The sequence below is a fragment of the Amphritea atlantica genome (genome assembly GCF_018860855.1).
GTDB classification, from domain to species: Bacteria; Pseudomonadota; Gammaproteobacteria; order Pseudomonadales; family Balneatricaceae; genus Amphritea; species Amphritea atlantica_A.
Map to the genome: position 1 here is coordinate 16,259 of NZ_JAHKQE010000032.1, position 19,906 is coordinate 36,164.

General features: G+C 46.9%; 19 protein-coding genes. 11 read left to right on the forward strand and 8 right to left on the reverse strand.

All coding sequences use genetic code 11. The features are described from left to right. The first annotated feature begins 4 nt into the window (after nucleotides 1–4). Together KO512_RS15170 and KO512_RS15175 are read left to right on the forward strand one after the other, a co-directional pair. Nucleotides 5–778 (forward strand): 3-hydroxybutyrate dehydrogenase, encoded by a 774-nt coding sequence (locus tag KO512_RS15170; protein WP_215953201.1) that lies wholly within the window; start codon nucleotides 5–7, stop codon nucleotides 776–778. A 578-nt stretch (nucleotides 779–1,356) separates the two neighbouring features. Continuing rightward, on the forward strand, nucleotides 1,357–2,016 hold the full coding sequence (locus KO512_RS15175; RefSeq protein ID WP_215953202.1) for an NADPH-dependent FMN reductase: 660 nt from the start codon (nucleotides 1,357–1,359) through the stop codon (nucleotides 2,014–2,016). Nucleotides 2,017–2,108: 92 nt separating this feature from the next. Here the strand turns inward: KO512_RS15175 and KO512_RS15180 are convergent, their stop codons facing one another. Beyond that, entirely contained in the window at nucleotides 2,109–2,876 is a 768-nt protein-coding gene (locus KO512_RS15180) for an SDR family NAD(P)-dependent oxidoreductase (RefSeq protein WP_215953203.1), read from the reverse strand. A gap of 132 nt (nucleotides 2,877–3,008) precedes the next feature. On the opposite strand from KO512_RS15180, the gene KO512_RS15185 reads away from it, so the two are divergent. After that, nucleotides 3,009–3,320, forward strand: a complete 312-nt coding sequence (locus KO512_RS15185; RefSeq protein ID WP_252735059.1) for a winged helix-turn-helix transcriptional regulator — start codon at nucleotides 3,009–3,011, stop codon at nucleotides 3,318–3,320. 110 nt (nucleotides 3,321–3,430) lie between these two features. Further along, nucleotides 3,431–3,766, forward strand: coding sequence for a 5-carboxymethyl-2-hydroxymuconate Delta-isomerase (locus KO512_RS15190; protein WP_215953205.1), 336 nt, complete (start codon nucleotides 3,431–3,433; stop codon nucleotides 3,764–3,766). Nucleotides 3,767–3,911: 145 nt separating this feature from the next. On the opposite strand, the gene KO512_RS15195 is transcribed toward KO512_RS15190, so the two are convergent. The 3 genes from KO512_RS15195 to KO512_RS15205 form a co-directional block, all read right to left on the reverse strand. After that, on the reverse strand, nucleotides 3,912–4,733 hold the full coding sequence (locus KO512_RS15195; protein ID WP_215953206.1) for a LuxR C-terminal-related transcriptional regulator: 822 nt from the start codon (nucleotides 4,731–4,733) through the stop codon (nucleotides 3,912–3,914). Nucleotides 4,734–4,867: 134 nt separating this feature from the next. Further along, a complete protein-coding gene (locus KO512_RS15200; RefSeq protein WP_215953207.1) occupies nucleotides 4,868–6,247 on the reverse strand; it encodes an aspartate aminotransferase family protein in 1,380 nt (459 codons plus the stop codon). A gap of 209 nt (nucleotides 6,248–6,456) precedes the next feature. Then, nucleotides 6,457–7,164: a GntR family transcriptional regulator gene (locus KO512_RS15205; protein WP_215953208.1), complete on the reverse strand. Its 708-nt coding sequence runs from the start codon at nucleotides 7,162–7,164 to the stop codon at nucleotides 6,457–6,459. A 297-nt stretch (nucleotides 7,165–7,461) separates the two neighbouring features. Here KO512_RS15205 and KO512_RS15210 point away from each other — a divergent pair, with 297 nt between their 5' ends. The 7 genes from KO512_RS15210 to KO512_RS15240 all read left to right on the forward strand — a co-directional run bounded on the left by KO512_RS15210 (nucleotide 7,462) and on the right by KO512_RS15240 (nucleotide 14,865). After that, nucleotides 7,462–8,802 (forward strand): glutamine synthetase family protein, encoded by a 1,341-nt coding sequence (locus KO512_RS15210; RefSeq protein WP_215953209.1) that lies wholly within the window; start codon nucleotides 7,462–7,464, stop codon nucleotides 8,800–8,802. Between the two features lie 271 nt (nucleotides 8,803–9,073). Beyond that, entirely contained in the window at nucleotides 9,074–10,165 is a 1,092-nt protein-coding gene (locus tag KO512_RS15215) for a polyamine ABC transporter substrate-binding protein (RefSeq protein WP_215953210.1), read from the forward strand. A 159-nt stretch (nucleotides 10,166–10,324) separates the two neighbouring features. Next, on the forward strand, nucleotides 10,325–11,506 hold the full coding sequence (locus KO512_RS15220; protein WP_215953211.1) for an ABC transporter ATP-binding protein: 1,182 nt from the start codon (nucleotides 10,325–10,327) through the stop codon (nucleotides 11,504–11,506). After that, nucleotides 11,503–12,459 carry an ABC transporter permease subunit gene (locus tag KO512_RS15225; protein WP_215953212.1) on the forward strand — a complete coding sequence of 319 codons (957 nt, stop codon included), beginning with the start codon at nucleotides 11,503–11,505 and terminating at the stop codon, nucleotides 12,457–12,459. Before KO512_RS15220 ends, KO512_RS15225 begins: the two co-directional genes overlap by 4 nt. Then, complete coding sequence (locus tag KO512_RS15230) at nucleotides 12,459–13,274, forward strand: ABC transporter permease subunit (RefSeq protein WP_215953213.1); 816 nt, start codon at nucleotides 12,459–12,461, stop codon at nucleotides 13,272–13,274. Before KO512_RS15225 ends, KO512_RS15230 begins: the two co-directional genes overlap by 1 nt. A gap of 117 nt (nucleotides 13,275–13,391) precedes the next feature. Beyond that, on the forward strand, nucleotides 13,392–14,108 hold the full coding sequence (locus tag KO512_RS15235) for a glutamine amidotransferase-related protein (protein WP_303493497.1): 717 nt from the start codon (nucleotides 13,392–13,394) through the stop codon (nucleotides 14,106–14,108). Nucleotides 14,109–14,166: 58 nt separating this feature from the next. Continuing rightward, nucleotides 14,167–14,865 carry a type 1 glutamine amidotransferase gene (locus KO512_RS15240; RefSeq protein WP_215953215.1) on the forward strand — a complete coding sequence of 233 codons (699 nt, stop codon included), beginning with the start codon at nucleotides 14,167–14,169 and terminating at the stop codon, nucleotides 14,863–14,865. Between the two features lie 331 nt (nucleotides 14,866–15,196). On the opposite strand, the gene cspE is transcribed toward KO512_RS15240, so the two are convergent. The 4 genes from cspE to KO512_RS15260 form a co-directional block, all read right to left on the reverse strand. Continuing rightward, entirely contained in the window at nucleotides 15,197–15,403 is a 207-nt protein-coding gene (cspE, locus tag KO512_RS15245; RefSeq protein ID WP_091353016.1) for a transcription antiterminator/RNA stability regulator CspE, read from the reverse strand. 214 nt (nucleotides 15,404–15,617) lie between these two features. Then, the gene (locus KO512_RS15250; protein ID WP_215953216.1) at nucleotides 15,618–17,081 is read right to left on the reverse strand and encodes a sensor domain-containing diguanylate cyclase; all 1,464 of its coding nucleotides are present in this window, start codon (nucleotides 17,079–17,081) and stop codon (nucleotides 15,618–15,620) included. 204 nt (nucleotides 17,082–17,285) lie between these two features. Continuing rightward, nucleotides 17,286–18,407 carry a polyamine ABC transporter substrate-binding protein gene (locus tag KO512_RS15255; protein WP_215953217.1) on the reverse strand — a complete coding sequence of 374 codons (1,122 nt, stop codon included), beginning with the start codon at nucleotides 18,405–18,407 and terminating at the stop codon, nucleotides 17,286–17,288. Between the two features lie 95 nt (nucleotides 18,408–18,502). Then, complete coding sequence (locus KO512_RS15260; RefSeq protein WP_215953218.1) at nucleotides 18,503–19,849, reverse strand: glutamine synthetase family protein; 1,347 nt, start codon at nucleotides 19,847–19,849, stop codon at nucleotides 18,503–18,505. Nucleotides 19,850–19,906 lie beyond the last annotated feature (57 nt).

The window sequence follows — 19,906 nt, forward strand, 5'->3', positions numbered from 1 at the left end:
GAATATGGCTGGAAAACGAGTACTTATTACCGGAGGAGCTAAAGGCATTGGTTTTGAGGTTGCGAGCGCTTTCTTAGAGGAAGGGGATAGCGTGGCTATTCTCGATCTTGATAAAACAGCATTGGCCGAGGCACTAGACCTGCTTGGTGGTGCTGGGCCTGATCGCATGGGTGTTGCCTGTGATGTAACCGATGAAGAGGGCCTCAATGCCGCTATCGATCAAGTGGTGGAGCAGTTTGGTGGCCTAGATGTGCTGATCAATAACGCGGGTATACAACATGTTGCACCGATAGAAGACTTTCCATCTTCTAGTTATCGCAAGTTGTTAGATATCATGCTGGTGGCGCCTTTCTTGACGATTAAACGGGTCTTTCCTGTGATGAAGCAGCAAAAAGGTGGGCGCATCATCAACCTGGCTTCGATTAATGGATTAGTTGGTTTTGCGGGTAAGGCTGGCTATAACTCAGCTAAACATGGGGTGATCGGCTTAACTAAGGTGGCGGCGTTGGAAGGCGCTGAACATGGCATTACGGTCAATGCTTTGTGCCCTGGTTATGTGAATACCGAGTTAGTGCGTGGCCAGTTAAATGACCTAGCTAAAACACGGGGTGTACCCATAGAAAAAGTACTGGAGGAGGTTATCTATCCTTTGGTACCGCAGAAGCGTTTGCTAGAGTCCCGTGAAGTGGCGGATTATTGCCTGTTTTTAGCCAGTGGCCGCGGGCGTGGTATTACCGGTCAAGCGGTTGTTATTGACGGTGGTTACACTGCTCAGTAGGCTTCAGTAGGCATAGGTTGCCTGAACTGAGTTGTTCCGTGTGGGCATGGTTGTATATGCGCACGCTACTCTCTTAGGTTAACGAATAGAACGAATGTCAGGCTGCCAGCGACCTGACATTCGTCGCTTAACTCAATATAAAGTCTTATTCAGCCTTCGCGTTGTTGAGCACTCGTGTGATCTTACTCATGTGAGCTTAATGAGGCGCTCTATTCCTGTCTTACTTGTATTTGATATCGCTTGTTGATCATCACTGATACACGAGTGTGTTGCTCAATCGGTTATTTTTCTCTTTTAGGATATTCATTTTGTCGTGTGGTCGTTGAACCTATTTTGCTAGGGTCATGGGCGTTGCTCGTAGGGCGCTAGTTGCGGTATAACGGAGGGGAGTAGAGCCTTTTTCTGTATATGATGTAACGATACTTATCTCTTCAATCAAACCGCTTACCTAGTAGCTTACTTAACAGCTTACTAAGCAGCTTGCCCTAGCGGTTTGAGTTACTCGGTTTCCGGTCTGGTCAGTGTTTTGTGTCGTAGATAAGGGGCTGCTCAGCAATGCCATTGATGGAGTGCAATAAATGAAGTTTCTAATGTTTTTAGGTACCGTCCGCGATAGTACGCCTCCAAGGCCCGCTCGTCTTGGTTTGCGGGTTGCGAAAGCCTGCCTTGAGTGTTTTGTTGGACGTTATGGCGAGCATGAAGTAGAGCTGGTGGATGCCTTAGACTATCCGTTGGAATCGGTGTTTAAACCGCATTTTGCTTACCCTAAGGGTAGGGCGCCGACGGTGTTAAATGAGCTGGCGGAGAAAATAGAAGCCGCGGATGGCTTTATCATGATCAGCCCTGAGTATAACCATTCAATGAGTCCTGCATTGGCTAATCTGTTAAACCATTTCGGTAGCTCGTTGTTTTCCTATAAACCGAGTGCCATCGTGACTTATTCGGCCGGGCAATGGGGTGGTATGCGTGCGGCGGTTGGGATGCGGACATTCCTTTCAGAGCTAGGCTGCTTGCCGGTTTCGGCGATGATTCATGTACCTAAAGCGCAAGAGATTTTTTTAGAAGATGGGTCAATGCAAACCGGAGAGGATCAAACGTCTTGGTTTGATTACTTTAACCGGACCTTGATGCAATTAATTTGGTGGGCGCAAGCGGCGCAGGAGCATCGCAATGAAGTTGACCCTCATGCCGTGCTCATAGATTTTAAAACCAGTCCTGCGGAACGAAATGCTCCGTAATACGTTTCATCGGATGGGCTAATAGTCACAGTCCCTATCGCAGTCCCTCTTTGAGAGGTAACCAATGGGTCTATTGGTTACCTTCTGGGGTTTTAGTTTCGGCCGGCGAGTACACCGCCATCGACATCCCATATAGCGCCGGTTACCCAGCTTGTGTCATCACTTAATAGCAGATTGGCAACCTTGGCGACATCTTCCGGTTGACCAATGCGACCTATGGGGTGAAAACCATTAAAGGTGGCAAGTGTCTCGTCCATGACTGCAGGGTCTATAAATGATTCGAAAATGGTTGATTTGACCAGCGCGGGAGCGATCGCATTAACGCGAATATGATGGTCCGCTAACTCCATGGCCATATGCTGTGTGAGGGCGTGTAAGCCGGCTTTAGCCATAGAGTAAGCTGAAGACGGGGTGGCTTTAATGGCTTGTTTTGCCCACATCGAGCCAATATTGACGATCGAGCCGCCGTTATGCGTGATCATGTTTTTGGCTACCGCTTGTGAAATGAAGAATAGGGCGCGGTTCAGCTCATGATAGATATCGTAGTCGCTGTTGTTGTGGTCCACAAAGGGGGTGGGTTTGAAGTATCCCGCCGCATTCAGTAAATATTTGATATGCAGATTATGGTCGTTGGCAAACTCAGTGACCCTCTGGATATCTTCCGGTTGGTATAGATCTGCTTGAATTGTACTAATATCACCTAACGCAGAAAGTTCGTCATAGGCTTTATTTAGCTTTGTTTGGTTGCGACCGACAATAACTGTCTTTATATTACGCTGCAATAATAGCTTAGCGGTTGCTAGCCCCATGCCGCTCGATCCACCGATAATAAGCGCAATAGGTTGGTGTGTTGTGTTCATCTGATAATCCTCATTGGTGCCTGTAATGTGGTATGAAGATTACGAGTAATAGCTGTTTTCAAATAGTAGGTACAATTCAGTAAGGTAGGTACTAATGGGTACATCTTTATGATTAATAAAGGGAAAATATTTTTGAGAAATTCAGCCCCAGAGCGAAGTGCGCGAATGGTCGAGGCTGTTTTTCGCTGTAAATGGTCGTTAACGGTGTATCAGTTGTTGGCTGAAGACATTAACCGGCCGGGGGAAATGGTGCGTAGTGTCGAGGGGTTAACCACTAAGGTGCTGAATGAGTGTCTGCGAAAAAATGTAGAGTTTGGCATTATCGAGCGCATTGAGTACAACGAGGTTCCGCCGAAAGTGGAGTATGTCGCCACACCCTTTGGTAAAAAATTCATCCGTATTCTCGATGAGCTTAAAGAGCTGCAAAATGAGATGGGTGTTTAATCCTGAGCCCAGTTGAGGTTGAGGCCTCGCTTGCCCCGCTTTTTTGACCTGCTTAAATGTACTTATAACCGACTAAGCATCCACTGTAGGGGTCGACAACAGGAGTCTTTATGCCACATTGTATTATCGAACATTCAGCATCATTAAAGGGTGAGGAGCTGTTGTCACCTGTTTTTCAGGGGGTTTTGAATTCAGGGCTATTTACCGCGGATGGCAGTGATATTAAGGTGAGGGGTTTGCCTTATAGTGTTTATCAAACCGGTAATACTAACGCTGACTTTGTACATGTGACTGTTAGAATTCTTGCTGGCCGTACGGATGCGGAAAAACAGAGGTTGTCGGCCGGTGTTTTAGCAACCATCAATGCACTAAAGCTGGTCGATTGCTCGGTGACCATTGAGGTGGTCGATATTGATCGGCAGAGTTATTCAAAGACAGTCAGCTAACGTTGAAAGAGGCGTTTAACTGGGTCTTTGCAATCACACCGAAACACATTCTAAGGCGGCGTTACCTATTCCTATGACCTTGAGGTGAGCTTTGGCAAACTATTAAATTTCACCCTTAGATCTGTCGTCATGGCTATTATGCGCTTTAAATACTCGCCGCTGGGTCTAACTCTTTTAGGTGGGCAAGAAACAAGGTAAAGATATCGGATTGAGTCGAAGTGTTCAGCCGCGTATGTATATTTTTACGATGGACTTTGACGGTGCCGAGGCTGATATCTAAGAGGTTCGCAATCGCTTTGGATGAGTGGCCTTGCAATATTAGACCGGCAATCTGTTGTTCCCGAGGCGTTAAGACGCCGCTACCAAAAGTGCTGATCGCTTGATTCATTGCCCCCTCTGATTTCTCATATTTAACGAATTCTTGCGACTGCGATAACCAGAATTGCCGAATAATAGATTTTACGACTGGGTAGATATCATTCAGACGGGTCAGTTCTGCCCGAGTGATGGTGCCTCGGCTGGTTCTGCGTCCGAGTGAGATCGCGCAACTGACTTTAGGGGCCAGTTCGACCACTAGGTTGATCTCGTCAATTAGGTCAAACTCTTTATAACAGCTTTGAAAATACTTGGTGGTTTCAAAACTATCAGGGGCGATATCGATTAGTCGGCTGACGCCTTCGCCGAGACTGCCGCTTTGGATCGCGTTAAACAGTGGATCGAGAATGTAGGCCCGATTGAGGTAGTTGTGCAGGGTTAGGCTCTGCTCTGCCGGATCGGTGGGGTGGATAATGATCGGTTTAAGCGACTTCTTAAAGGTGACAACCAACATCGTGTCGAAATGACACTGGCTGGCGAGAAATTTTTCTAACATGCCACTAAAACTAGGCAGGCGTGTTGTATCGATAAGGGCAGCAAGATCCTTTTGCCAGTTGTCTGCAGCGCTATGCGTTGCGTGGGTGCTTTGCATGGCATGCCTCATAGTGTGATCGTTGAATTGATTAAAAAGATCCGACGACAATGGGTAAAGAGTTTAGCAAAAGAAGAGGCTCATACCGGTTATATGAGCCTCTTTGGCGCCGGATAAAGAAAGCTATAGAGGGCTTAACTAACGGATTTAAGTGTTAGGTCAAAGCAGCGACGAACTTTTTCACAGAGTTCATCGACTTCAGCATGGCTGATGATCAGCGGTGGTGATAGAACCATTCGGTTACCAACGGCCCGCATAATTAAACCATTCTCGAAACAGTGTTCTCGGCAGATCATACCAATATCGATATCATCACTGTACGGTGCTTTAGTGGCTTTGTCTTTCACCAGAGCGATGCCTGCGACTAAACCAATCCCTTCAATATGACCAACCAGCGGATGTTCGCCAATGGTTTCCCGCAGTTTCTGCTGGAAGTAAGGGCCAATATCCTTAGCAACATAATCGATGATATTGTCTTTTTTCATCAGTTGGATGTTCGCAATGGCAACAGCCGCAGCCACGGGATGACCGGAATAGGTGAAACCGTGGTTAAAGTCATCATCGTGTTCGATAAAGGCGTTTGCAATTCGATCACCAACCGCAACAGCGGCAATCGGCAGATATCCGGATGAAAGACCTTTAGCCATTGACATAATATCGGGCATAAAGCCGAGGGTTTCACAGCCAAACCAACTGCCGGTACGACCAAAACCACAGATAACTTCATCAGCGACCAACAGAACATCGTACTTAGTACAAATTTTCTGAATTTCAGCCCAGTAATTGGCTGGTGGCACGATAACACCGCCGGCGCCTTGGATTGGCTCACCCACAAAGGCAGCGACATTATCTGGGCCTACTTCGAGAATCTTGTCTTCGAGCGCTTTGGCGCAGACGATACCGAACTCTTCTTCGGTCATATCACCGGCTTCACCATACCAATAAGGTTGACGAATACGAGAGATGTTTGGCACTAATGGGCCGCCTTGGTTGTGCATGCCTCCCATGCCGCCGAGGCTGGTGCCACCGATGGTACTGCCGTGGTAAGCATTTTCGCGAGCGATGATGATGTTGCGGTAAGGTTTGCCCTGGATAGACCAGTATTGACGTACCATCCGCATAATTGTATCGATCGCTTCCGAGCCTGAGTTGGCAAAGAAGATGTGATTCAGGTCACCGGGGGTCACACTGGCGATCTCTTTTGCCAGTTGAGCGACGGGGGCGTGAGTCGTCTGAAAGAAGGTGTTGTAGTAGGGTAGTTGTTTCATCTGCTCGTTGGCCGCTTCGATCAGCTCGGTACGACCATAACCCATATTGACGCACCATAGCCCTGCCATGCCATCAAGAATCTTGTTGCCTTCGCTATCCCACAGGTAGACGCCGTCTGCGTGGGTGATCACGCGTGCGCCTTTTTTATTCAGTGCGCCGGTGTTGGTAAAAGGGTGCATATGATGGTCAGCATCGAGGGCCTGTACATCTGCGGTGATGGATGAATTACTATTATTGTCGAGCATCGATTCTCTCCCTACCAATCACCGGTTTATGTGAAGGCTACCGGTGAATAAAAACGTTTATATGGTTTGGAATATAATACACCAAGCCAATTTTGTGATCACCATTTTGTGATCACAAAAATATAAAGTCAACTAAAAAACATTGATAAGCTTAAATTTAGTACAGAGAGGTCGCTTATTCGTGCCGCTAATGGAGCGTTAAGGTGCGCTCAATGTCCTGAGTTTTCAATGAGTGCGTGTAACATTTCAGGCGTGCCCGCAAAGGCGATCCCTTCGCGGATATCTGCAGAAATAGCGATCTGCAGAGCGTAAGCGTCCTTTTTTTCTATGGCTGCCATCGCTTCATTGTGTCGATCAACTAGATAGTGTTCATCCAGTTCATTGTTAGCCAAGCGCATAAATGGGCCCAGTTGCAGCCAGAGGCTTTCAATCAGTGGCAGGGTAACTTGGTGAGGGTTGGCGGTATAAAGTGCTCGGTGAAAGTTTTGATTGAGCAGACTGATCTGTTCTAGGTTGCCTATCTCTTGTGCTTGATCAATTAGGCTGTCTAGCGAACGTAGCTGTTCGAGGCGTTCTCCATCAATATAGGGGAGTGCGCGGGCCGCCGCGTGGGATTCAATAGCGATGCGTGCTTCGCACAATTCATTGAATTTCATGGCGGTCATTTTAGGCACCATGACACGGCGGTTGCCCTGAATTTCCAATGCATTTTCAGCCGCTAGTTGGCGTAGTGCTTCACGCACCGGCATCGGGCTAACATCCATAATACCGGCCAGTTCGCGGATGGTGAGAGCTCTTCCTGGCAGAATTTCACCATACATCACGGCGTTGCGCAGCGTCTGATATACCCACTGAGTGATAGTTACAGCGTCGTTACGCTCGGTTAAGGTGATCTTAATCGGAGATTTCTTGTCCATAATCAAAATAGGTTCTGGCCTTATTTCTGTTTGGAGCCTTTAATAGGGCTCTCTATATATTGAGATCACTAAACAGTACATGACTTATTTAGTGATTGTCGATATTGACCGCCATAAAAAAATGTGATCACATTGAATCATTGTTTGTGATCACAAAAGTTGAAACGTAACGCTAACAAGATTGCAACGGTGTGTTGTGACTCTGTTCGGGGTAGGTAATCGGTCTGTGTGGTTTCCATGGATGCGCTGCTACTTTCCTTGGGGCAGGGATAAAAGATTTCGAGTGAGAATCTTATTATGTTTAATAAAGAAGACGATAAAGAGTTTGACCTGTTTATAACGGACCTAAATGGTAACTTGCGAGGCAAGCGGCTGCCGGCTAATGCCGTGGGTAAGGTGTTTGAAGAGGGAGTTAAGTTACCCCGTTCTGTTTTAGGGTTTGATTTTTGGGGCGATGATGTCCTTGATAATGGTTTAGTGTTTGAAACGGGCGATATGGATGGTATCTGTATGCCCGTCGGTGAGGAGGCTATCCCGGTGCCGTGGGCTGAAGAGCCTCGCGATCAAATTTTGGCAACTATGTTCAACCCTGATGGCACACCGTTTGGTTGTGATCCACGCCAGGTGTTGGCAGGTGTGGTCAAGCGCTTTAAGGCGTTAGGTTTAACGCCGGTGATGGCAACCGAGCTGGAATTCTATCTGATGGATGGTCAGTCTGAAGAGACGCAGCGACCACAGCCTCCTATTCTAACGGAAGGGCACGGTCGTCGACTGAGTGAAACCGACTGCTATTCTATTGATGAGATGGATGGTTTATCAGCCTTTTTTGCTGAAGTACGTGAAGTCTGTGAAATACAGGGTGTACCGGCGGATACGATTATTTCTGAACTCGGCCCAGGTCAGTTCGAGATCAACCTGCTGCATGTCAATGATCCGCTGCTGGCTGGTGATCAGGCCATTATGTTTAAGCGCTTAATTAAGGGTATCTCCCGTAAGCATGGCTACTCGTCTACCTTTATGGCGAAACCGTATACGGATAAGAGTGGTAATGGTTTCCATGTCCATTTCAGCCTGTTAGATGAAGCAGGTAATAACGTTTTTGATAATGGTGGTGAAGAAGGAACCGATATTCTGAAGAATGCGGTGGCCGGTCTGATGCACACGATGTCTGACAGCATGTTGATTTTTGCACCTCATCTAAACTCCTACCGTCGCTTTATGGCGGGTGCACATGCACCAACTTTTGCGAGTTGGGGTTATGAAAACCGGACAGTCGCGCTGCGTGTTCCTGAAAGTCCATGTGTTGCTCGACGTATCGAACACCGTGTATCAGGCGCCGATGCCAACCCCTACCTTGTGTTAGCTGCGGTGTTGGCGGGTGCTTTGTATGGTATTGAAAATAAACTGATGCCACCGGCGCCGATTGAAGGGGATGCCTATGTGGAAGGCGATCAGGAGCTGATTTTGCCTAATAAGTGGGATGTAGCGACCGAATTGTTCGCCGATAGTAGCGTGCTTGAAGCATATTTAGGTGAAGAGTTTGTGCGGGTATTCTCTGCGGCGAAACGTCAGGAACAGAGAAAAATTAACGAGCAGATCTCTGATATTGAATATGAATCATATCTTGGTTTGCTGTAACTGCTTAATAATAAAGAATTAATGGTTAATACCCATTGAGGGGTATATAGACGACAGGGAGGTTAACGTACATTTTTACTAGTTGCGGAAAATACTGCGACAGTTTGAGAAGCTTGAGTGCTGCTTCCTTGATCAGAGGGGCAGCCATGACAATAACAACAATAAAGTGTGGCTCTGATGAGCGTCGCAACGCGACATCTAAAGAGTTAATGCTTAGATTATGTAACAGTAAAAGCTGTGAAATCTAAAGCACCAGAAATGGAGTGACAAAATGAACCCTAAAAAACTTGGTCTTGCGGCTGCGTTGGCAATAACGGTATCAACTACGGCTCTTGCTGAAGAGCAGGTAGTGAACTTTTATAACTGGTCCGATTACATCAGCCCAGAGGTTCTTGAAAACTTTACTAAAGAGACCGGAATCAAAGTTAATTATGATGTTTATGATTCCAATGAGGCGCTTGAAGCTAAACTGATGTCTGGTGGCGCGGGCTATGATGTTGTTGTACCTACCGGCTCATTTCTAGAGCGTCAGGTACAGGCCGGTATTTATGCCGAGATTGATCATTCCAAACTGACCAATTACGGCAACCTTGATACGGTCATGATCGAGAAGATTGCGCGCCATGACCCAGACAATAAACACAATGTTCCCTATGCATGGGGTACCATTGGTTTAGGCTATAACATTGATATGATTAAGGCGCGACTCGGTGATATGCCGGTCGATTCGCTAGACTTGATCTTTAAGCCGGAGCTGGCTGCTAAGTTGCAAGATTGTGGTATTACGGTACTGGATTCACCCGCAGAAGTGGTGTCAATTGCGCTGAATTATTTGGGTCTAGACCCAAATTCTGAGAGTAAAGCGGATCTTGCCAAAGCTAAAACGTTGCTCAGTTCGGTACGTGATAATTATCGTAAGTTCTCATCATCCGCCTATATCTCTGATCTTGCTAATGGCGATACCTGTATCGCACTGGGTTATAACGGTGATGTATTGCAGGCACAGGGACGCGCAGAAGAAGCGGGGCAGGGTATAAAAGTTGATTATGCTATACCCAAAGAGGGTACGGTTGTCTGGTTTGATCTATTAGCGATTCCTGCTGATGCGCCCCATAAAGAGGCCGCTTATCAATTGATTGATTACATTCTGCGTGGTGAAAATGCCGCTTCAATCTCTAACTATGCTTACTATGCGGTTGCCAATAAAGCGGCTGAGCCGATGGTGCTGGAAGAGGTGTTGAACAATCCTGGTATCTACCCATCAGATGAAGTGAAGGCTAATCTATTTACTCAGAATGCTCATGCGGCTAAGTTTGATCGGTTATTGACTCGCGCTTGGACTGGTATTAAAACCGGCCGCTAAGCCTGTCCCTGGCAGAAGCGTTACGTCTGTCAGGGTGAGTTATTCAGTAAGCCTTCAACCCTAGGGTTATAAGTTGATTGAAATCAGCTGAAGGCTACATCAATAATTCATTGAGTTCATTGCTGAACTCAGTCTTTGAATCAGTATTTAGGGTGTAGTATGAGTTCAACAACGATGATTGAGACACCAAGTGATAGCGCGTTAGAGGCATCGCCGCAGATCACTGAGTTACCGCTGTGGAAGCAAGAGGGTGCAACACCCTTTTTACGCATAGAGAATGTCACTAAAAAATTCGGTGACTTTACTGCGGTTGATAATATCTCGCTGGATATTTATAAAAACGAACTGTTCTGTCTATTGGGTGGTTCCGGTTCTGGTAAAAGTACTCTGCTGCGCATGCTGGCAGGCTTTGAGTCGCCTACCAGTGGCCGCATCATTATTGATGGGGTTGATATGTCAGGTATTCAGCCGTGGAAGCGTCCGATTAATATGATGTTTCAGTCCTATGCATTGTTTCCTCATCTATCGGTTGAAGACAATGTCGCTTTTGGTTTGAAGCGTGAAGGGCTGGGCCGGACTGAGGTTAAGCAGCGGGTGGCGAAGATGCTCGATATGGTGCAACTGGATCATCTGGGCAAGCGTAAACCGCATCAATTATCGGGTGGTCAACGTCAGCGTGTTGCCTTGGCTCGGTCGTTAGTTAAGCGTCCTAAGCTGCTGCTGTTGGATGAGCCCCTCGGTGCGCTCGACAAGAAGCTACGGGAAGAAACTCAGTTCGAGCTGATCAATATTCAGGAAGAGCTCGGCGTGACCTTTGTGGTGGTGACACACGATCAGGAGGAGGCGATGACGCTGGCCACCCGAATCGGTGTAATGAATCATGGCGTGATCGTACAAACCGCCGAGCCCCATGATGTTTATGAGTATCCAAACAGTCGTTTTGTGGCTCAGTTTGTCGGCTCAGTGAATCTGTTTGAAGGTCGTGTAATCGAAGACCAGCCTGATTCTGTACGGATTAATTCTCAGGAAGCGGGTGCTGTGCTGTACGTTAGTCATGGTATTAGTTGTGCGCCGAATCAAAAAGTACATGTGGCGGTGCGTCCTGAAAAGATGCGTATTAGTCGGCAGCAACCGGATCAGCAGGAAAACTGTGTCTGTGGTGTGGTTGAAGAGTACGCCTACATGGGTGGTTTGACGGTTTATCGTGTCCGCTTAGCCAGCGGAAAAGAGGTGCGGGTCACGCAGCCTAACATCTCAAGAGCGAGCAGTGAGCGATTGACCTGGAATGAGCAGGTTTACCTCTTTTGGGATTTAGACAGTAGCGTGGTATTGACGGCATGAGCATACAAACAGGTTCTGCCTGGGTGGATGGCTCTGGTTCACGCCTGGCAAAATACAATTTCTTTAAGCGGGTAAACTGGGGGCGGGTTTCGGTATTTTCCGTGCCAACCCTATGGTTAGCCATCTTCTTCTTTATCCCTTTTTTGGTGGTATTTAAAATATCCCTATCTGAAACGGCGATCGCAGTACCGCCTTATACGGCGTTATTGGATTGGAATGCAGAAGACGCCTATCTTAGTCTCAAACTGAATTTGGGTAATTACCTGTTTCTGTTTGAAGACTCGTTTTATATCGATGCTTACCTGAGTTCTATTAAGATCGCAGCGGTATCGACATTTTTCACACTACTGATCGCTTTCCCTATTGCCTATCTGATGGCGCGTAGTAAGCCCTCCACTCGTGCATTGCTGCTCTCGCTGGTGATCTTGCCGTTTTGGACCTCCTTTCTGTTGCGGGTTTACGCCTGGATGGGGTTTCTGAAAAAGAATGGATTGGTGAATGAGTTTTTAATGAGTACCGGCATTATCGACCAGCCGTTGATCATGCTGCAAACCGATTTTGCGGTCTATATCGGGATCGTTTATACCTACTTGCCGTTTATGGTTCTGCCGCTCTATAGCGCCTTGGAAAAAATGGATATGACGCTGCTAGAAGCGGCCGAAGATCTAGGCGCACGTCCTGCGACGAGTTTCTTTTTAATTACTGTACCGTTAGCGGTGCCCGGTATCATTGCGGGTTGTGTCTTGGTGTTTATTCCTGCCGTTGGTGAGTTTGTTATACCTTCGTTGCTGGGTGGTTCTGATACCTTGATGATTGGCCGGGTGTTATGGGACGAGTTCTTTCTCAATCGTGACTGGCCGATGGCCTCAGCGGTTGCCATTGTGATGCTGATCGTGCTGGTGTTGCCGATCATGTTGATCCGCAACAGTCAGGGTAAAGAGGAGACGGTCTAATGAAGCGCAGATCTTTATTTTTAAACACGACGGCTACCATGGGGTTTATCTTTCTGTATGCCCCGATGATTGCGCTAGTGGTTTACAGCTTTAATAAATCAAAGTTGGTGACTGTTTGGGGTGGTTGGTCATTAAAATGGTACGGTGAGCTGTTTCGTAATGATCAGATTATCGACGCCGCTCTGTTGAGCTTTAAAATTGCCTTTATCAGTGCCAGTGTGGCAGTCGTGTTGGGCACGATGGCGGGCTTTGTCTTGAGTCGCTTCAGTCGTTCTCGAGGTAAAATGATCCTCTCAGGTTGGATTAGTGCGCCATTGGTGATGCCGGAAGTGATTACAGGGCTTTCGCTACTGCTGCTGTTTGTGGCGATGGAAAGTGCGTTTGGATGGCCTGCGGGGCGAGGCACTATCACCATTATTATTGCCCATGTAACCTTTTGTATGGCTTATGTGGCGGTGATTGTGCAATCACGCTTGTCGCAGATGGACGAGACCTTGGAAGAGGCCGCGATGGATCTGGGTGCTAAGCCCTCATCACTGTTTTTCTTGGTGACGCTGCCGTTAATCATGCCAGCGGTGATATCCGGTTGGTTGCTCTCTTTCACCTTGTCGTTAGATGATCTGGTTATTGCGAGTTTTGTCTCTGGGCCAGGTAACAGTACCTTGCCGATGGTGATCTTCTCGAAAGTGCGCTTGGGGGTTTCGCCTGAGGTCAATGCACTGGCAACACTGATGATTCTGGTGGTTGCGATTGGCGTAATTGCAGCGATGTGGCAGATGCGACGCCAGGCCAAATTGCTAGAAAGACAGGAGTAATTAGGTGTTAGCCTGCACTCCAAAAATTGGGGTGCAGATACCTAATATGCGTTAACGATCGTTAAGCTTGATGGCTAGCTTCAACATTGGCTAATGAGTGGTAAAGGTGAGAAACAAGTGAAAAAAATAGGTATTCTGGCAACTGGTATTACACCTGATGAATTATTGGGTCAGTATGGTTCTTATGCCGATATGTTTAAGCAGTTGTTTGCGTTGATTGATGCTGATTTTGACTATCAGGTGTTTGATGTCCGTGACGGTGTTTTTCCCGACAATGCGCAGCAGTGCGATGGCTGGGTGATTACGGGATCAAAATATAATGTCGATGAGCATCGTGACTGGATGATCGCGCTTAAAAAACTGATTTTGGAAATTGATGCCTGTCATCGTCCATTGCTCGGTATCTGTTTTGGTCATCAAATTATTGCTGAAGCTTTTGGCGGTAAGGTTGAAGCCTATGAAGGTGGTTGGGGTGTGGGTCTGCATCGTTATAACTTGGTAGGTGAAAATGATTTTATCAAAGATGATGTCGATCATTTTGCTATCAGTGCCATGCATCGCTATCAGGTGATAGAAAAACCAGACAACGCCCGTGTTTTTGCTAAGTCTGAATTTTGTCAGTATGCAGGTTTAGTGTATGGCGATAATATTTTTACCGTGCAGGCACATCCAGAATTTAATCTGAGTTATGAAACTGAGCTGGTGAAGCTGCGTAGAGGTGACGTTATTCCTGACCCAGTGGCAGAAGTGGGCTTGGCGGAGCTTCAGGCTGAAGGTGCGGCAACCGACTCACAAGAAGTGGCACGTTGGATGGCTGACTTCTTACAGCGTTAAGGCTGAGCAATAAGCTAAAACCGCTATGTTTGGCGGTTTTTTTACGTCTGGAGGTTCGATGAAAATAGGTATTTTGGCTGCCGGTAGTAACGAGGCAGCGCTATTGGCCCAGTATGGTTCTTTTGCGCAGATGACGGAGCGAATGCTGAGTCACACGGCATTTCGGTTTCAAACTTGGAATGTCTACCTAGGAGAGTTTCCAGATTCTGCTGACCAGTGTGATGGCTGGATTATTACCGGATCGCCAGCCAGTGTATATGAGTCGCTCCCATGGATTAGGCCATTGGAGCAGTTGATCAGGGATATTGATCGGCTTAAACAGCCATTAGTGGGGATCTGTTTTGGTCATCAGATCATTGCCCAAGCATTGGGTGGAACCGTTGAGAAAGCTGCGGTCGGCTGGGGGCTAGGAATCGGCCATTATCAACCGACTGGCGTGACTGAGACGCCGTTTGGTCGTGATGATCTCTACTTGCATATCATCCATCAGGATCAGGTGATTAGCTTACCTGAAGGCGCTGAGGTGCTGGCAGGGTCTGTTTTCTGTCCTAATGCGATACTGAGTTATGGGTGCTCTATCTTTACGGTGCAGGCGCATCCAGAGTTTGGTGTGGATTATATGCAAGATCTGTTGGCGGCAATTACTCCAGAGTATATTACTCAGGAAGAGGCGGAGCAGGCGATAGCGTCGTTGTCTGAGCAGCGGGCCAGTGCTGAGCGAGTGGTCGAAAACATCGTTTCAGTGCTTAGTGCATAAGTTGAAAGCCTTAAATTCTAAACTTTGAGTTCTAAACTTTAAATTCTAAGCTTTAGATTCTAAGCTTTAGATTCTAAGTGCTAGTTTTTAAGGGTAAAAGCTTTATGCGGATCGGGTCTTTGTGGAGGCGATGTTAAGGATTTTGCGGGGTTCATGTTAACGGGCTTGTGTTAACAGAGGTTGCTTTCACAGAGTTTGTTTAATGGCAGGGCAGGGGATCGTTTATAACAGTGCTAAGTGGGAAGGGAAATAGCAGACACAAAAAAGGCTTGATATAAATCAAGCCTTTCTCTGGTAGCAACAGATCAAAGATCTGTTAACTTACGCGGTCTTAGATGGCAACGATGTTTTCTGCCTGTGGACCACGTTGACCTTGAGTTACAGAAAACTGTACCTGCTGGCCTTCTTCAAGAGTTTTGAAGCCGTTGCTCTGGATTGCACTGAAGTGTGCGAATACGTCAGGGCCATTTTCTTGCTCAATAAAACCGAAGCCTTTGTCAGCGTTAAACCATTTAACAGTACCGGTTACAGTAGCCATGTTAGTTGTCCTTTATAAATAATGTTTTTGCTATCAGAGATAGCGGATGAAGCAGGAATTTTTACTATACATTATGGAAACAGGACGAGAAGCTGAAACAGGATCTTCGAAATGATGCATAAAAATACGGTGAATCTTCAAGCTGGAATTAATATATACAATCCGGACTTTAATAGCAACCATTTATTTGAGAATTTGTAATAAAAGATAACGATTACACCGTCTTAAAAGATAACTCGGTGGCAATCTCGACCTGATTACGGTTGTTGGATTTAGCGCGATATAGGGCTAAATCTGTGCGGTTGAACAGGCTGATGGTGGTTTCGTTATTGTTGTACTCTGCGACGCCAAAGCTGGCAGTAACATGCAGCTGTTTATCATCAATGATATTTAAAGATGCCTCTATCTCCTGGCGCATGTTTTCGGCGATGAGCCGTGCGTCTTCCTGGTGACAGTTGGGCAGGACGATAAAAAACTCATCACCACCCCAACGGCAAAGGGTATCGGCTTGCCGTAGGTTCTTGGTTAGGATTTTAGCGACCTTTGTGAGAATAGTGTCTCCCAGTAGATGGCCATAATTATCATTGAATGTTTTAAAATGGTCGATATCGACCAACATGGTGGAAACAGGATGCTTTTGGCGTCGAGCAAAGTTAATAATTTGTTGAAATGTCATTTCAAAAGCATGCCGACTAGAGGCTCCCGTCAGTGGGTCGGTATTTGCCATATACTCTAATCGACGTTGGTACCCACCTAGCGTGAAATGCTGTAATAACAGCACGGCTATGATAACCAATAGGCTGATGGTCAGGTTGATCCACAGTGTGGTAGTGATCCGTGCTTCACTCTGTTCGGTGTGTTGTACGATCAGATACCAGCTGAGCTCAGGTATGTAGCGGGTTTTGATGAGATAGGTCTTGTTGTCGTTGGTATAGGTATATGAACCCTCTGAGCTGCTTAAGATGTCAGCAGCTATATCTTGAAGCCCTTTGACTTTATGTATATCGAGGGCACTGAACTGGCTGCCTTGCATTGTGACTTTACCCTGCGGGTCGATAAAGTAAACTTGCCGGCCATACCGATTTTGATAGGTTTCGATCAATTCTTTAATCGTCGTCGATGCGAGTCCAACGCCAATAATGCCGAGCAATTTCCCTTGTTGATCTCTGACCTTATGATTGACGAACAGCGTGGTGATCGATGTATTTGCAGTATCTAAATCGAGATTGATATCAAATTCTTCCGGTGTTCTGCGGCTATCAAAATACCAGCGATCAGCAGGGCGGCTATCTGAAACTTGTTTGAGAATGCCAGTGCTGTGATAGTAATTATGAGTGTATTCAGAGACAAAAAAAGCGGTAAAGGCATTGTAGCGTTCTTGAATCGCTTTGAGGTAGCGCGGCATCTGCTCTGGATTTTGTTCACCTCCCTCGATCCAGTCGTGGACGAAGGTGTCCTGCGCCATCAGTGATGAAACCAACACCGGTTGTAATAGATCTCGCTGTACTTCTGAATAAATGGTATCGCTGGTCAGCGGTAGCGTGTTGGTGGTGATGTGCTGGTTAAGTGATTGGTTGGCGACATAGTAACTGATCAGGCTGATGGCGGTGAATGCCACTGATAACAAAATACCGCTAATTAGAACAAAAGAAGGTTTGCGCAGGTTGGGCAAGCTCATAACATATCATCTATCGGTTTATGTGGATCGACTGCCAACATCAGAGCGCGTGTCGAGTTTGGATTTTAGCAGAATTGCGCCAATTACTCCTATTTAAACGGTTAGGGTTAATAAATTACTTTGACGAGGCGTAATAGGATCAAGGTTTTATGGCAAAAAAAACCGCTCAAAAAGAGCGGTTATTGGTGTGAAAAATCGACTTACTTATTTGCCGGTTTTAATGTTTGACCAAGTGCGGCTGCGAACACGGGCCGTTTTAGCAGGTAACGTTGCTGGCATATACAGCCGATCACGGGTGTTGGTATCTGGATAGATGGCTGGATCGGATGTGATATCCGGGTCAACGAGATCGGTTGACGCTAGATTCGGATTGGCATACCAAACGTAATTGGTAATGTCAGCGATGATATCGGGGCGCAGCAGGAAGTTAATAAACTTGTGTGCGTTTTCGGCGTGCTTGGCATCTGAGGGAATGAGTAACATATCAAACCAGATTTCAGTACCCTCTTTAGGAATACTGTAGGCAATTTCGTTGCCATTGCCGGCTTCTTCCGCGCGGGCTTGTGCTTGAAATATATCGCCTGAGTAACCGATCGCGACGCAGATATCTCCATTGGCTAGGTCATTCACGTATTGTGATGAGCTGAACTGACGCAGGTAGGGGCGTACGGCTTTGAGCGCTTTTGCCGCAGGGCTATCGTTTTTATGTACCGTTGTGCTGGTATCGAGTGACGATTGGCCTGTGTAGAGCAGGGCGAGTGGGTAGATTTCATCAGGAGAGTCTAAGAAAGTGACACCGCAATCGGCGAGCTTCTTCATGTTTTCAGGGTTGAAAACAAGATCCCAGCTATCAACCGGAGCGTCCACGCCTAACGCGGCTTGAACCTGTTTAACGTTATAGCCGATACCTGTGGTGCCCCACAGATAGGGAACGCCATACTGGTTACCCTGATCTTTGTTGTCGAGTAGCTTCATTAGGCTCGGATCAAGGTTACCCAGATTGCTGAGCTTGTCTTTCTGCAGTTTTTGAAAAATCCCCGCTTTAATCTGCTGCTCCATAAAGTGAGAACTAGGTACGACTAAGTCATACCCTGAGTGGCCGGCGAGCAGTTTAGCTTCAAGGGTTTCATTGCTGTCATAGACGTCATAAACAACTTTTATACCGGTTTCCGCTTCAAATTTTGCCAAGGTATCTTCAGCGATATAGTCTGACCAGTTGTAGAAGTTCAGCACTTCCTCTGCCTGCGCCAGTGGCACTGTGGCAGCCAAGCCCAGAGTGGATACCTGTAACGCTTTTCTGATCAGGTAAGGTACAGTCTTTGTCATTATTTTGTGCCTCGTGTCGGAGTTTCGGTTAAAGTAAGTCGCGTGTAGTCAGTCCCCCTAATCTGTCAATATACAGATTAGGGGTTTTACGGATGTTAAACCGTTAGCAGCAGATATTCCCGCTCCCATGAACTGATAACCTCATGAAAGGTTTCAAATTCGGCTCGTTTAACCCCTAGGTAAGCTTTTACAAACTCTGAGCCCATAATTTCACATAATTCTGGGCTTTCTTCTAGTAGTGATAAGCCTTCACCCAGAGAGCGTGCAACTTCCACAACATCATCATCGTCAGCCCCAAGTGTGGTAACCGGCTTGGTGGCGTTGAGTTTTTGTTTCATTCCCAAGTAACCGCAGGCAAGACTGGCCGCGATAGCGAGGTATGGGTTGCAATCAGAACCGGGGAAGCGGTTTTCGATTCGGGTTGCTGCTAACGGAGCAATAGGCACTCGTAAGCCGGTCGTACGGTTATCGATGCCCCATTTGAAGTTGATCGGCGCCGCAATATCGGGGGCGAAACGACGATATGAGTTCACATTCGGCGCATAGAAGGAGATCGCTTGTGGGGTGTATTTTTGCAGTCCTCCTAAATAGTGATAGAAGCGTTCAGAGAATTGATTCTCGGCATCGCCTGCAAAAATATTTTCACCGGTTTCAATATCGATCATGCTCTGGTGGATATGCATGGCGCTACCGGGTTCATGCTGCATCGGCTTAGCCATAAAGGTGGCATACATATCGTGCTTCATCGCGGTTTCACGTAGTGTCCGCTTGAAGACAAAGACCTGATCGGCCAGATCGAGGGCGTCTCCGTGGAGAAAGTTAATCTCCATCTGGGCCGCGCCAGACTCATGGATCAGTGTGTCTACATCGAGGCCCTGAACTTCGCAGTAGTTATACAGGGTGTCGATTACTGGATTGAATTCATTGACCGCATCAATGCCGTAAGATTGGCGCGCAGTTTCGCGGCGTCCAGAGCGTCCAGTGGCGGGTTTGAGTTCATAATCGGGATCGGTGTTTTTCTGAATAAGATAAAACTCGACCTCGGGAGCAATCACAGGGCGTAGACCTTCATCTTCATACAGTTTGAGTATGCGACGCAGAACGGAACGACTGGAAAGCGGGTGTAACTGACCATCACTGGTGTAGCAATCGTTGATTACCTGAGCCGTGGGTTCATCGGTCCAAGGAACCAGTCGTAAGGTGTTGGAGTCTGGGACCAAGACCATATCCCGATCCGCAGGATCGACAATATCGTAGTGATTGTCAGCCCATTCGCCGGTGACGGTTTGTACCAGCAAGGTCTCAGGGATCTTACCTCCTTTCTCCGCCAGATATTTTTTAGTGGGGTAAAATTTACCCCGGGCATTGCCAGTCATGTCTGGCAGGGTCGATTCGACCTCAGTTATCCCGTTCTCTTTGAGAAACCTTTCCACGGCTTCCATAAATCACCTACTTTGTCGTGTTAGTCTGATGGTTGCTATTTACTATAGCGGTAATAC